The sequence below is a fragment of the Corynebacterium sp. HMSC066C02 genome, from assembly GCF_001814945.1.
GTDB lineage: Bacteria > Actinomycetota > Actinomycetes > Mycobacteriales > Mycobacteriaceae > Corynebacterium > Corynebacterium aurimucosum.
This window is the reverse complement of the sequence record NZ_KV818433.1, coordinates 18480-32198: the sequence shown is the minus strand read 5'-3', so window position 1 is coordinate 32198 and position 13719 is coordinate 18480. Positions and strand designations below refer to the sequence as shown.

The window sequence follows — 13719 nt, the reverse complement described above, 5'->3', positions numbered from 1 at the left end:
CCCGGTTATGAGATGCCGGGTGTGGGCCGCGGGCTTCGAGGCCTAGGCGCGGAAAGGGGAAGTAGGGGCGGCTAGAAGGAGCCGCCGCGGAAGCCGCCTCCACCGCCGCCGCCCGAGAAGCCACCGCCGCCGAAACCACCGCCACCGGAGAAGCCGCCGCCGAAACCGCCACCGAAGCCACCACCGCGGTGGCCGCTGGAGCCTCCGCCGAGAATCTGGCCGATAACCATGCCGGTCAAGATGTTGCCCGCGGCATCGGTGGCCTGGCGGCGCTGCTCCTGGCGGCGGTAAGCCTCCAGGTCTTCCTTCGCGCGATTGAGCGACGTCTGCGCAGCAGAAGCGGCATCGCGGGAATAGTTGAGCGCCGCGCGCAAGTCCTTGGAGGCGGAGTTTTGGGCTTGGGCGAAGAGGCGGGTGGCATCGGCAAGCGCGACGCGGGCATCGGGGCCCACCACGCGGCCACGCGAGGACAGCAGGTCTTCAGCTGCCTGGATGGAGGACTCGGCCGCCGCAATCTGCTGGCGGTAAAGCGCAATCTGGCGCTCGCGGGTGGCGTTGGTCTCGCGCACGGTATCGAGCTGCTCATCCAGTTTGCTATCCAGAGCCGTCAGTGCTGTGTACTGGCCCAGCGGGTCTGCCTTTCCGTGCTGGCGAGCCGCGCTGAGCGCCTCACGAGCCTCCGCGAGCAGTGACTCCAGCGCGGACCAATCCGCCGGGGAGTCCTGGGCCTTGCCGCGCTGCTCAAGGTGCTGTGCTTCGGCGATTTCTTCCTCGACCTCATCGATGAGCGCCGGCAGGTTATCGCGAGCCGCAGTAATCGAATTCTCCGCATTCTCCACGCCATTCAGCAGGCGGTCGGAGACCTCCAGCGCATGCTCGGCATCGCGAATATAGCCCACCAAGGGGCCCTGCTGCCCGGCCGGCTGGGACTGCAGGTCCCTGCCGCGCGACAGCAGCTTCTCGGCCTCGGTGAGTGAGACCTCCGCCATCTCCGGGTTATCCGCAATGGAGGACAGTACCTCCTCGGAATAAGAGCCGCTGAGAGTGGACAGCGTCGTGCGCGCCTGCGGCAGGCGCCCGCGCAAGTCCACCGTGCGCTGGGTCAATTCATCGAGCTTGGAGCCGGCGTTGATGAGCAAATCGCGCATCTTGGCAAAGTCGGCAGCCTGCTCATCCAGCGCATCATCGGCCTGCCCGCAGGAGGAGATAATCTCCACCAGCATCTGGCGGCGCTCCGCTGTCGATTCCGGCAGGTTGTCCTGAAACTTCTGCTGCAACTGGAAAGCCTTCTGCAACGTCAGCGTGGAGTGGTTCATCGCGCGCGTGAACGGGCGGGTGCGCTCAGGGCCGAACTCAGCCACCGCAATATCCAGCTCCTCCTTGCCGCGGCGGATCGATTCATCCGTGGAGACCAATTCCTCTTGGGCCAGCTTCTCCAAAGTCGCCATATCCAAGCGGTCGAGCTGTGCGGTATTACCCGGCTCAATCTGGCGCGCGGATTCGAGCGTGGCCGCCGAGTCCTTCTTGGTCTTGCGCCGGCTCGCCACCACAATTCCGCCACCCGCCAAAGCCAGCGCGCCGGCGCCGCCAGCCAGCCACAAACCACCAGAACCATCGGAATCAGAAGCAGCAGAAGCCCCAGAAGAGGAAGAAGAACCGGAAGCGGCAGCGTCGACAAGCGCGAGTGCGGAAGCGCCGAACTGGCGGCCGTCGGCAAGCTTGGCGTAGGCCGCCTCATACATCACATCCAGGCGCCCGCGCGGCCAGTCATTGCCCGTCTGCACGCCCACGGTGGAATCATCCACGCCCACCACATAGGCCGCAGAATTCGGGCCCTTAGACTTCACAATGCTGTCCGCATAGCTTTCCGCACCCTCCGGCAGCGAGGACGCAAAGACCACGAAGATCACCACGTGGTTCTCCTGCTGCAGCGCGCTAATCTTGTCCTCCAACTCGGCCTTTTCCGAATCCGAGAGCACCCCCGCCTCATCCGTCACCTTATCCGTGAGCGAGGCCGCCTCCGGCGCGGCAACAACGAAGTCCGCGGCCAGGGCAGGGCTAGCAGTGGCCAACCCCAGCACGAGGGCAGCAAGGGCGGCGCGACCAAAACGAGCAGCAGTAGTCATGCGCACCACGATACCTTCCCACTCAGCGCTAAAGTGGTCAGGCAGTGAAGTACGTTATTGTCCTCGGCGCCGCACAGTACGATGGGCGCCCCTCCCGCATCCTTCGCGGCCGCGTGCGCTTCGCCGCCGAGTACGCCGCCGCGCACGACCTGCCCATCATCACCGTGGGCGGGAAGCTGCCCGGCGATAGGTTCACCGAAGCTGGGGTGGCACGGGCCTTGCTTGACGACGCACCCCTCAACGTCACCGCCCTCGAAGAAGGCCTGGACACCCGCAGTGAGCTGGCCGCTGCCCGCGACAAGCTGGGTGTGAGAGAGGCCGTCATCATCACCGATCCGCTCCACCGCCTGCGTACCTTCCTCATCGCCCGCCAAGAGGGAATTGATGCCACGGTGCTGGGCACGCCCTATTATCCTTCCCCGCGTTTCTCCATCCCGTGGTGGCGCTACCTAGCCCACGAGACCGGCGGCCTGGCCTACCTGGGCCTGCGCACCCTGCTGGGGGAGAAGCGCACCGAAGGCGTGCGCGCGGCCTTCTACCGCATCGAGCGCTTCATCCGCCCCAACCAGGCTCTGCGCCACCGCGTCATTGGCGCGAGGCAGACCCAGGATGGCCAGGACTCCGCCTAGACTTAAAACCCGTGAGCTATTCCTATCGCGCAGAAGACCTCGCCCGCCTCGCCTCCGAGTCCCCCAAAGGCTCGGCCCTGCTCAAATCCGAGGAGCACCGCGGTGCCTTCTCCCGGGACCGCGCCCGCGTCCTGCACTCTGCGGCCCTGCGCCGCCTGGCGGATAAGACCCAGGTGGTGGGCCCGCGCGATGGCGATACCCCGCGCACTCGGCTAACGCACTCCCTGGAGGTCAGCCAGATCGCCCGCAGCATCGGCGCCGGCTTAGGCCTGGACCCGGACCTGTGCGATATGGCGGGGCTAACCCATGACATCGGCCACCCGCCCTACGGCCACAACGGCGAGAACGCGCTTAACGAGGTTGCCCTCGGCGGCTTCGAGGGCAACGCCCAGACCCTGCGCATCCTGACCAAGCTGGAGCCCAAGGTGGTTCTGGATACCCCGGCGGGCCCGCGCAGCTATGGCCTTAACCTCACCCGCGCCTCCCTGGATGCCGCCTGCAAATACCCCTGGACCAAGACCAACCCGGATGGCACGACCAACCGCAAGTACGGCGCCTACGACGAAGACATAGACGTCCTAGAGTGGCTGCGCCAAGGCCACGCCGACCAGCGCAAGTCCATGGAGGCCCAGGTCATGGACTGGTCGGATGACATCGCTTATTCCGTCCATGACGTCGAAGACGGCATCATCTCCCGCCGCATCTCTTTGGGCGTGCTGTGGGATCTGGTGGAGCTGGCCAACCTCGCGGACAAGGGCGCGAAGGCCTTCGGCGGTACCGCCGACGAACTCCTTGAGGCCGCCGACCGCCTGCGCCAGCTGGATGTCATCAATGCCATCGGCAACTTCGATTACTCCTTGCGCTCCTATGCCAACTTGAAGAAGATGACCTCCGAGCTCGTCGGCCGCTATGTGGGCGCTACCGTCTCCGCTACGCTGGCGGCTAACGACGGCCCGCTTGGCCGCATGCACGGCGACCTCGCCGTCCCTCCGGGTGCGGTGGCGGAGGTAACCCTGCTCAAGACCATCGCCGTGCTCTACGTCATGGACGAGCCCGCCCACTTAGCCCGCCAGGACCGCCAGCGCGAGCGCATCTACCGCGTCTACGACTACCTGGTGGCCGGCGCGCCGGGCTCGCTGGACGCCACCTTCGCCTTGTGGTGGAAGCAAGCAGACACCGACCTGGAGCGCGACCGCGCTATCATCGACCAGATCGCCTCCATGACGGAATCCCGCCTGGAGCGCCTGGCGCAGCGCAGCGCTGACCTTTTCGGCTTCCTCAGCTAGCCGGCAACCAGTCAGCAGCAGACCAGCACCAAGCCCAGCAGCGCCGTGCCCTACACAACGGCACAGCATCCCAAGAGACGCCTGTCACCCGATAGTTGAACACCATTCACTTGGGCGTTACATAGCTGACAACTCTTCTTAAAAACGGCCACCTAACCTCAGGCAGGTCCGCCTGCCGCCAGGCCCCCTTTGAAGCCTGCCCGCAGCGGAAGTCTCTTCATTTGCGTTAACTGTCAAGGAATTTTTATGTCTCAGAAAAAGCTGCATAAAGCCGCGCTCATTGCCTCTATCAGCCTCGTTAGCTCCAGCCTCGTCTCTCCAGCACTCGCCTCCGCCCAGGACCTGCCCCAGGCAGACATCCTGGATCTCTCCTTTGAGAACGGGGTCATCAGCAACTCCGCCTCCGATGCCGAGCCGCTGAAGATCGGCGAGCCCACCGTGGAGCAAGACAGCGTGCTTGAGCGCCCCGTGGCCCACTTCGATGGCCGCAGGGATGCCGTCGGCTTCGACATCGGGGATAAGTTTGACCAGATCAAGGACGGCTTCACCGTCGAGTGCGTTTTCCGCTATGACGGGGACTTCGACGGCAACGAAAAGAGCCTCTGCGCCAACAAGGAAGCCGGCGGCTGGGCCATGGTCATCTACGGCGACCAGCTGACCTTCACCGTCAACGGCAGCGATGGCTACAAGAAGGCCCAGCAGCAGGTGGAGCCGGGCCAGTGGTACCACGCGGTCGGCGTCTATGACGGAAACAAGAGCGAGCTCTACGTCAACGGCGCCAAGGTGGCTGAGAACACCGAGATCAACGGCGAGGTGACCAAGCCCAAGTCCAATTCCACCGCCGTGATGATCGGCGCGGATTCCGGCCGGGATAACGCCGCCCAGTTCTACTCCGATGCCGTGGTCAGCGAGGCCCGCATCTTCTCCGATCCGCTGGGCGAAGAAGAGGTTTCCGCCCTCTACGAGGACTCCAACCTGAGCACCGATAAGAAGGCGGAGATCACCGGCTCCACCCCGAGCGCGGGTCAGCACCTGACGGGCCCGGTGACTTTCGACGTCCAGTTCAACAACGATGCCCTCATCTCCCGCGAGCTCACCTACACCCTGGACGGCGAGGACATCGAGCTGGGGCAAGAAATCGGAGCTGGCCTCAAGGAAGGAAACCACTCCATCCAGGCCGAGGGCCGCGATGTCTTTGGCAACCCCATCTCCCAAACCATCGATTTCACCTCCGGCAACCTCCCGGGGGCCGCTGGCACCGACTCCACGCCGAGCGGCGAGGGCATCACGATCTCCGCTCGCGCCGATAACCCGAGCGGTGGGGACGTGGAGACCACTTTCACTGAAGCCGATGTGGCTGTAGCGGAGAAGGGCTTCCAAGGCACCTTCACGGATATCCCGGAGAGCCTGGACTTTAAGTATGAAGACGGCGAGGACTTCGACAAGGCCCTCAACCCGGACAACGAGGATGCTCAGGAGACCAGCTCCACGGAGCACATGCCTTTCCAGCGCTTTGACCTGAAGCTCAAGGACGCTGAGAAGAAGGCCCACGACATCGCCTGGTCCGGCACCGTGGACCCCAAGCGCTCGGTGCGCCTCATGGCTTGGAACACCACAACCAATAGCTGGGAGAAGTTGGCAGAAACCCGCGGCGCAGCCGACGCTCAAGTAAGCCTTAGCGCGCAAGCCAACCAAGATTTCGTCGACGGTGACACCATCCACACCATGCTGGTGGGCTACGACGTCTTTGCCGATGACCTCAACGAGCCCGTCAACGAGCAGTTCGCCGACACCAGCGACTATGACTTTTCCATCGCCCACCACACCGATACCCAGTACCTCTCCGAAGGCGCGGTAGAAAAGGCCACCGCCGAGGAGCGCAAGAAGTGGGAAGAAAGCTACACCGCGGCCACCCAATGGATTGCCGATAACGCCGACGAGCGCAAGATCGCCTACTCCGCGCACACCGGCGACATCATCGAAAACTGGATTGGCAAGGACAACGACCGCCCCAATGCCAAGAAGGAATTCGAGGTAGCCTCCAACGCCCAGAAGATTCTGGAGGACGCCGGCGTGGTCAACGGCGTGCTGCCCGGCAACCACGACAACCAAAGCGGCGCGGATGTCGGCGCCGGCAACCTCTACAACGAGTACTTCGGTCCGGAGCGCTACGAGGCCCAGCAGGGCAAGGGTAAGTGGGCTGAGCAGGATGCTTCCTACCACCCCTATGCTGAGGGCGATAACGACAACCACTATGACCTGTTCTCCACCAATGGCATGGATTTCATCGCCCTGCACCTGGGCTATGACGTCACTGAGGAGGAAGCAGCCTGGGCCGATAAGGTGCTCAAGCAGTACTCCGACCGCAACGCCATTCTGCTGACCCACGCCTACCTCAAGCCTTCCGCGAGCCCGGATGGCCGCGGCTCGGACTTCTCTCACGATGGCGTGATGGTCTATGAGAACGTCATCCAGAAGAACCCCAACGTGGCGCTTGTGCTGGCCGGTCACGAGCACGGCGTATCCATTGTCACGCGCAAGGACGTTGGCCACACCAACAACCACGTGGTGGAGCTTCTCGCGGACTACCAGTTCTACGAGGTCGGTTCCGATGAGCTGGGCCTGACGGAGATCGGCGACTATGACGGCGACACCGGCCTGCGCTTTGGTTCCAGCTACCTGCGCCTCCTGCAATTCGATCTGACGAATTCAGAGATGATCGTGGATACCTATTCGCCGCTTCTCGACGACCACAATGCCACCGAGTACGACGACCGCCAGCGCTACAACGGCCACGAGGACGAGTTCCGTATTCCGATCCAATTCCAGACCCGCAAGACCAGCTTTGCGACGAACTCCATGCTCGCCTTGACCGATACCGGCAAGGAAATTGGCAAAGACACCGCCAAGTCCGGTTGGCCCGCCAGCGTGACCTACAAGGACGTCAAGGCTGGCGAAGCCTATGGCTGGTACGCCACCTCCGCCGATGTTTCCTCGGAGGAAACATCGAAAGACGGCGTCAAGCCCGGCATCGTGCGCCAGTTCGGCGTCTTCACCGCGCAGGAGCAGGAAAAGGAGAAGGATAATAAAGCCCCTGAGCTCACCGTCCCCAGCGACAAGCTCACCATCACCAAGGGCACCGAAGCCAACCTGCTTGAGGGCGTGACCGCCAAGGACGATAAGGACGGTGACCTCACCGACAAGGTGAAGGTCGTGGGCAACATCGACACCGCCAAGCCGGGCGTGTACTCCGTCACCTACGCCGTCACGGACTCCGCCGGCAACCAGGCCTTGGCCTCCCGCGTCGTGGAAGTCACCGCCGGCAACCAGGGCGACAACACCGGCTCCAGCAGCGACAGCAGCAGCTCTAACCACGACGGCTCCAGTGGCTCGAGCGACCACTCGAGCAACAGCTCGAGCCGCGGAAGCGTCCTCCCCGCCATCCTCGGCGCCCTCTTCGGCGCCGCAGGCGCCACCGCGGTCATCGCCGGTCTGTTGAACTACCTCGCCCCAGAGGTCCGCGACACCATCAAGCGCGCCCTCGGCCTCTAAGCCCCCAGCAGGCCACCACGCGCCTGGCCGCCACCGCGGTCAGGACACCCCCTCACGAGCAGCTAACTAGCGCACGAGCGCGACACCCTGGTCCTTCAGCACCATGCTGATAGGGGCCAGGTCTTCTTCCACCAGGTCGAAGTCCGCAGCGATGATCGCCACGATGTGCTGCTCGCGGAGGAAATCCGCTAGTGCATCAAGGTTGCGCGGCGCGCCGGAGGTGCAACCGCGCAGGCGCCCGAGCGCACCATAGAAGTCCTCGCGCGTGCGGATGGGTTCAGTAATGAGAATGCGTTGCATGCCTTAGTCCTCCGCGTCCGGGATACTGCAGAAGCTTTCGTAGTGGTCATCGGTGTAGTACCAGACATCCGGGTCGGTTTCACTGCCGCCGCCGGTGACGATGCGCTTGGCCCCGCGGTGCCCAATCCCCGGTGTTTCCACGGTGTATTCGCGATAGTAGTTCTTCGCCTGCTGCGGCAGCACGCCCTCATAGTTTCCGAAACGCACGTTGTCATTATCCGGATAGTCATAGGGCCCGCCGGCCAGGATGTCCTCGGCGGTCTCGTGGGCCTCCTGCGGCAGGGAATCCATGGCGCAGGTGGGCAGGCCTGACTCGCCCTGCTTTGCGGCGTCCCCCTTAGCCCCACCAGCTGCAGAGGATGCACCCGCCGCAGCGGAAGACGGCGCTGCCTTCTGGTCCGCACCATCGCTGGAGCTACCAAGGTCAATACCGAAGTAGCCCGCGACGAGGACCAGAACCGCGCCGCCGATGAGGGCCGGTAGCGATTTTTTGGAGGGGGAGGATTGGGACATGGCCCCCATCATTGCAGCTATAAGGCCTGAAACAGAAATCCGGAGCAGGCCTTTTCGCAATCCCCACCGCAGGGTGTTTGCGGATGTGGGACTAGGTGGCCTGGCTCCACCCAGCCGTGGGTACCTGTGTGTCCTATAGGCGGGGTAGTCTGTACGCATGGCACGAGGCAGAATTCCGGACAGCGACATCCAAGCTATCCGTGAACGCGCGCCTATTGATGAAATCGTGGGCGAGTACGTTCAGCTCAAACCCGCTGGTTATGACTCTTTGAAGGGCTTGAGCCCTTTCAAGGATGAGAAAACCCCGTCTTTTCACGTGCGCCCGCAGCGCGGCTATTATCACTGCTTCTCCACCGGCAAGGGCGGGGATGTCTTCAGCTTCCTCATGGAGATGGAACAGGTATCCTTCCCAGAGGCCGTTGAGGCCGTGGCCCAGAAGATTGGCTACCACATCAATTACCAAGGTGGCTCCACCGGTGCCCGCGATGAAAAGCCCGGCACCCGCCGCCGCCTTATTGCCGCCAACAAGGCCGCGCACGAGTTCTACCGCCAGCAGCTGGAAACCCCGCAGGCCGCCGCCGGACGCGAGTTCCTCTTGGACCGCGGTTTTTCCAAGGAAATCATCTACGAGTTTGAATGCGGCTATGCCCCGGAGGGCTGGGATACCGCCACCAAGCACCTGCTGCGCATGGGCTTTTCTTTTGAGGAGCTCGAAGCCGCCGGCATTTCCAAGATGGGCAAGCGCGGCCCCATCGATCGCTTCCACCGGCGCTTGCTGTGGCCCATCAAGGACCTATCCGGCAACGTCATCGGTTTTGGCGCACGCAAGCTTTTCGACGACGACAAGCTGGGTAAGTACATGAACACGCCTGAAACCATGCTCTATCACAAGTCCAAGGTGCTCTTCGGCCTGGATTTGGCCAAGCGCAACATCGCCGAGCAGCACCAGGCCGTGGTGGTGGAGGGCTATACGGACGTTATGGCCATGTACGCTGCGGGCGTGAAAACTGCCGTGGCTTCCTGTGGCACCGCCTTCGGCGCGGACCACTTGCAGGTGCTGCGCCGCCTCATGCTCGATGATTCCTACTTCCACGGCGAGCTCATCTATACCTTCGACGGTGACGAGGCTGGCCAGAAGGCCGCCATGCGCGCCTTCGAGGGCGAGCAGAAGTTCACCGGCCAGTCCTTTGTCTCTGTGGCCCCGGATGGCATGGATCCCTGCGATCTGCGCCTTGAGCGTGGTGACGCTGCCGTGCGTGACTTGGTGGCGGACCGCATCCCCATGTTTGAGTTCGTCATCCGCTCCGTCATCTCAGATTTCAGCATCGACTCGGCCGAAGGCCGCCTCCAAGCCCTACGCCGTGCCGTGCCCGTGGTGGCCCAGATCCGCGATGAGCCCCTGCAACGCGAATACGCCCGCCGCCTAGCCGGCTGGGTGGGCTGGCCCGACCCGGAGGAAGTACTCCACCAAGTACGCCAAGAGGCCCGCAAGCCGAAGAAGGAACAGCGCCCGCGCTTTGCCTCCCTGGAGGAAACCTCCTCTGCGCCCGCGCAGTCCAATGCCCCCGTCATGCACATCCCTGGCCCCCGCGAGCCACACCTGTGGCCGCAACGCGAGGCCCTCAAGCTGGCCTTGCAGTACCCGCAGATTGCCGGCAGCTACTTCGACGGCATTACGGAGGATGCCTACTCCAACGAGGCCTACCGCACTATCCGTCGCGCTATCTCCACTCTCGGCGGTGTCACCGCCGGTGCTGAGCAACCCGGTGTGGAATGGCTAGCCGCCGTGGCGGGTGAGATGCCGGATCTCATAGCCCGCAACTTCGTTTCTGAGCTCGCCGTGGAACCCATCAAGCTAGGGGAGACCGGCAACCCCGACAACGACCTTGAGGCCTACGCCGATTCCGTGCTCTCCCGCCTCCAAGAGGCCCGCGTGGGCGACCAAGTAGCCCAACTCAAAGCCCAACTAGGCCGCATGCGCCCCTCCGACGATGAAGAGTCTTACAACTCACTCTTCGCCGACCTCGTCGCCCTCGAGCAGGCCCGCCGCGAGCTCAATGATCGCGCTTTCCGCGGCGTGCGCTAATCAGCGTTTTAATCTTCGTCCGGTTCGTAAATCCGATCCGGCTGCCCCCCATCCGTGGCACCTTTGGTGCCACGCTTGCCTCGGCGCCCCTTGTTGTAGTCCTTAAGCTCTCGCATTCGCGGTTCTGGGTCCAAACGGTTGGCCACAGCCTTGCGCGCGGAGCGCACCGCGGCCTTAGTAGCGGGGGAGTTGACGGCCTTCTCGTAGGCGCCCTTAATTTGGTGATAGCGCTTACGCCCAGCCTTGGTTCCAAAGACGTATCCGGCGGCAGCACCCACAACAAATTGGATCATTGGAAACTAGTCATCCCCTTAACTTCAAGCCGGCGCAGTGGCCGGCATTTGCGTACAACGTACGGGCAACGTGCAATTCTCATGAATAGCCTACCTGCCTCAGCGGTCTTGGGCAGGTGGCGGTGGGGCAGTGGAGCTTGCAGTGACGGGGAATAGGGATCGATAGGGAATAGATATGACGCGAACTCTTCCCATAAGGCATTCGCTTCAGTTAACTTAATACCTGTGAAGACTTCTAAGCATACGTATGCGGCATCGGCAGCCGTAGCGATGTCAGCGCTGCTCACCGCCAGCGTGGCGACAGCTGAGCCCCGTACTGCCGGGCTTGAAGAGCCGCGCGAAGTCACCGTGAGCGAGGACTAGCGCTCACCTTCTCGATGCCGAGCCATGTGCGCGAAGCATAAGCGCTGTAGACTCCCATAGAGATTCTCTCCCGGTAAAAACGAAGGAAGTCGATGTCTAAGCCAAAGATTATGACCGTGTACGGAACCCGCCCTGAGGCCATCAAGGTAGCACCGGTCATCAAGGCGCTGGAGAAGGACGAGCGTTTTGAATCCGTAGCCGTCTCCACCGGCCAGCACAAGGAAATGCTGGAGCAGGTCAACAGCATGTTTGGTATTGAACCAAAGCTGGACCTTCACCTCATGAAGCCCGGCCAAGGACTCAATGAGATTGTCTCTCGTGCACTCATAGGGCTTGACGAGATCATTGATGCGGAGCAGCCTGATGTCATTATTTCCCAGGGCGATACCTCGACTGCAATGACTGCAGCACTTGCTGGTTTCCACCGCGGCGTGAAGATCGTCCACCTCGAAGCGGGTCTGCGCACCGGCGACATTCACTCTCCGTTCCCAGAGGAGGCCAACCGTAAGCTGATTGGTCAAGTAGCCGAGCTACACCTTGCTCCGACGGCAGGCTCGATGGAAAACCTGCGCCGCGAGAACGTGCGCTCCAAGGACATTGCGGTTACAGGCAATACTGTCATTGATGCTCTCCTAGAGGCAGCCAGCTGGGATACCGCGTTTGAGGATCCTGCCCTACAAGCAGTGGCTGAATCCGACAAGCGTCTGGTTGTGGTCACCACCCACCGCCGCGAGAACCTTGAAGCGATGAAGGAAATCGGCGGCGCGGTCAAGGACCTTGCGGAGAATTACTCGGACATCAACTTTGTCCTGCCGCTGCACCTGAACCCGAAGGTTCGTGAAGCTGTGCTTCCGGAAGTCGAGTCTTTGCCCAATGTTCTCATCACGGATCCGCTTCCGTACGATCAGTTCACCAAGCTGCTTGACCGTGCAACCATCATTCTGACTGATTCCGGCGGAGTCCAGGAGGAAGCGCCGGCTCTGGGTAAGCCGGTCCTAGTCATGCGCCAGAACACTGAGCGCCCTGAAGCTGTTGTTGCCGGCACTGTGAAACTTGTGGGAACCAACCGTAGTCTCATCGTGGCGGAAGCCAAGCTTCTGCTCGATGATGACGCCGCGTACAACTCAATGGCCAATGCTGTTAACCCCTATGGCGACGGTAAGGCCGCAGAGCGTGCCATTGCCGCTATCGCTGAGCTCCTCGGCGTAGGGGAGCGCCTGCCGGACTTTGACCCAGGGATTGAGCTATAGCGAAATGAGATGAATGGGCAGGCGAGTATTTCTAGTTGCCCTGCCCATTCATGTGGTTCCACGTAAGGTAAAGCCATGGAACCACGCGACATTAAATGCACTAATTCTCAACGCACCACAGCTTCTCAAGTCCTGGCTGACGCGATGTCCGTCGGCCAACTCAGCGTCGCCGAATTTGAGGAACGTTCTTCTGCATGTGCCGACGCGACGACGCGCGGCGAGTTACTCGACCTCGTTTCAGATCTCCTTGAGGATCCCGGAAGGGTACTCTTTGGTAGCCATGAGGTCGCCTCAAAGAGCTCACACGCGCTGAACAGTGTGAATGGTGAGCTAGCTACGACTGTTGACCGCGCACTAGCTCAAGTCGAACCATCCGTGAATGGTGCTCAGAGCCTTTCCTTGGGCATCTTCGGTGGCACTACGGTTCGAAGTACTCCCATTGCCTCTCGCCACACCACAATGGGTATTTTTGGTGGGACAGACGTTGACCTGCGCGGTGCTGCACTTCGAGAACACGTAACTACCATCCAAGCGGTTGGAATCTTTGGTGGTGTCGACGTATGGATTCCCGAGGGCTTCCGTGTTCAAGTTAGCGGCATCGGTCTCTTCGGTGGTCACGACATCAAGGTTGACCGTGGTGCTATTGACCCCGCCGATCTACCTGCCGGCGCTCCGGAGGTTGTCGTCAACTGTTTTAGCCTCTTCGGTGGTGTAGATGTACACGTGATGAAGAGATAAATTGGTCTAGTAGACGAGATATTAAGAGGAGAGCATCAAGGGCAAGACTTAAGGCTTAAATCGGTCGTCTGTGCTCGTACGAGGGAATGGCTAATTATGTCTGGAGTGAACTAGCGGCTGAGTACCTCAACAGATTCGTCTTCAATTTCTCCGTTCTTGACTGTGATTTCGCAGGAGTAATAGTGGCGCACGGGTGTGCCCCATCCGTTGGGGAAATCGACGGCGCCAAACCCGAGGTACACCCGAGTACTGTCGGTGATGGAGGCGCTTGTCCCAAGCTCAATTTCTTCCGGAAAAGACACTCCGCCGGGATATTTAGCATGGAGAGTGACATATTTTTCGCAGTGCTCGATCGCGGCTTCATAGTCCTTTTTCTCATTGAACTTGAGCCAGCCGTAAAAGCTTATGCAGGCAAGGAGTACAGTGGCCGTGACAATGGCGGCCCAAAACTGCCATCGATGGAGCAGAGGCGTTCTAGGCCTTTCGAATCGCTCAAAAGGCTGCGCCGGTAATTACACGTTAAGGGGGTATTCCTTTTTCACTATTAATGCCTTTCGCGGAGAGAACTGAAGTGGCATGATGA

At 61.6% G+C, this 13719-nt stretch carries 12 protein-coding genes; 8 read left to right on the top strand and 4 right to left on the bottom strand.

What is annotated here, in order from left to right; all coding sequences use genetic code 11:
• Window positions 1–71: 71 nt before the first annotated feature.
• Window positions 72–2126 (bottom strand): TPM domain-containing protein, encoded by a 2055-nt coding sequence (locus tag HMPREF2996_RS00420; RefSeq protein ID WP_070729597.1) that lies wholly within the window; start codon window positions 2124–2126, stop codon window positions 72–74.
• A gap of 44 nt (window positions 2127–2170) precedes the next feature.
• Here HMPREF2996_RS00420 and HMPREF2996_RS00415 point away from each other — a divergent pair, with 44 nt between their 5' ends.
• The 3 genes from HMPREF2996_RS00415 to HMPREF2996_RS00405 all read left to right on the top strand — a co-directional run bounded on the left by HMPREF2996_RS00415 (window position 2171) and on the right by HMPREF2996_RS00405 (window position 7593).
• The gene (locus HMPREF2996_RS00415; protein ID WP_070729595.1) at window positions 2171–2755 is read left to right on the top strand and encodes a YdcF family protein; all 585 of its coding nucleotides are present in this window, start codon (window positions 2171–2173) and stop codon (window positions 2753–2755) included.
• A gap of 11 nt (window positions 2756–2766) precedes the next feature.
• Entirely contained in the window at window positions 2767–4041 is a 1275-nt protein-coding gene (locus HMPREF2996_RS00410) for a deoxyguanosinetriphosphate triphosphohydrolase (RefSeq protein WP_070729593.1), read from the top strand.
• A 246-nt stretch (window positions 4042–4287) separates the two neighbouring features.
• Window positions 4288–7593 (top strand): immunoglobulin-like domain-containing protein, encoded by a 3306-nt coding sequence (locus HMPREF2996_RS00405; RefSeq protein WP_070729591.1) that lies wholly within the window; start codon window positions 4288–4290, stop codon window positions 7591–7593.
• 66 nt (window positions 7594–7659) lie between these two features.
• Here the strand turns inward: HMPREF2996_RS00405 and HMPREF2996_RS00400 are convergent, their stop codons facing one another.
• Window positions 7660–7893: a barstar family protein gene (locus tag HMPREF2996_RS00400; protein WP_070729589.1), complete on the bottom strand. Its 234-nt coding sequence runs from the start codon at window positions 7891–7893 to the stop codon at window positions 7660–7662.
• Between the two features lie 3 nt (window positions 7894–7896).
• A complete protein-coding gene (locus tag HMPREF2996_RS00395; RefSeq protein WP_070729587.1) occupies window positions 7897–8406 on the bottom strand; it encodes a guanyl-specific ribonuclease in 510 nt (169 codons plus the stop codon).
• Window positions 8407–8563: 157 nt separating this feature from the next.
• On the opposite strand from HMPREF2996_RS00395, the gene dnaG reads away from it, so the two are divergent.
• Window positions 8564–10492, top strand: a complete 1929-nt coding sequence (gene dnaG, locus HMPREF2996_RS00390; RefSeq protein WP_070729585.1) for a DNA primase — start codon at window positions 8564–8566, stop codon at window positions 10490–10492.
• A gap of 8 nt (window positions 10493–10500) precedes the next feature.
• On the opposite strand, the gene HMPREF2996_RS00385 is transcribed toward dnaG, so the two are convergent.
• Complete coding sequence (locus HMPREF2996_RS00385; RefSeq protein WP_070729584.1) at window positions 10501–10785, bottom strand: hypothetical protein; 285 nt, start codon at window positions 10783–10785, stop codon at window positions 10501–10503.
• A gap of 225 nt (window positions 10786–11010) precedes the next feature.
• Between HMPREF2996_RS00385 and HMPREF2996_RS12735 the strand changes: the two genes are divergently transcribed.
• The 4 genes from HMPREF2996_RS12735 to HMPREF2996_RS00370 all read left to right on the top strand — a co-directional run bounded on the left by HMPREF2996_RS12735 (window position 11011) and on the right by HMPREF2996_RS00370 (window position 13648).
• Window positions 11011–11148, top strand: a complete 138-nt coding sequence (locus HMPREF2996_RS12735; protein ID WP_168166662.1) for a hypothetical protein — start codon at window positions 11011–11013, stop codon at window positions 11146–11148.
• A 92-nt stretch (window positions 11149–11240) separates the two neighbouring features.
• Window positions 11241–12398: a non-hydrolyzing UDP-N-acetylglucosamine 2-epimerase gene (gene wecB, locus HMPREF2996_RS00380; protein ID WP_070729582.1), complete on the top strand. Its 1158-nt coding sequence runs from the start codon at window positions 11241–11243 to the stop codon at window positions 12396–12398.
• A gap of 75 nt (window positions 12399–12473) precedes the next feature.
• On the top strand, window positions 12474–13136 hold the full coding sequence (locus HMPREF2996_RS00375) for a DUF1707 SHOCT-like domain-containing protein (RefSeq protein ID WP_070729580.1): 663 nt from the start codon (window positions 12474–12476) through the stop codon (window positions 13134–13136).
• Window positions 13137–13222: 86 nt separating this feature from the next.
• Window positions 13223–13648, top strand: coding sequence for a hypothetical protein (locus tag HMPREF2996_RS00370; RefSeq protein WP_070729577.1), 426 nt, complete (start codon window positions 13223–13225; stop codon window positions 13646–13648).
• Window positions 13649–13719: the final 71 nt, after the last annotated feature.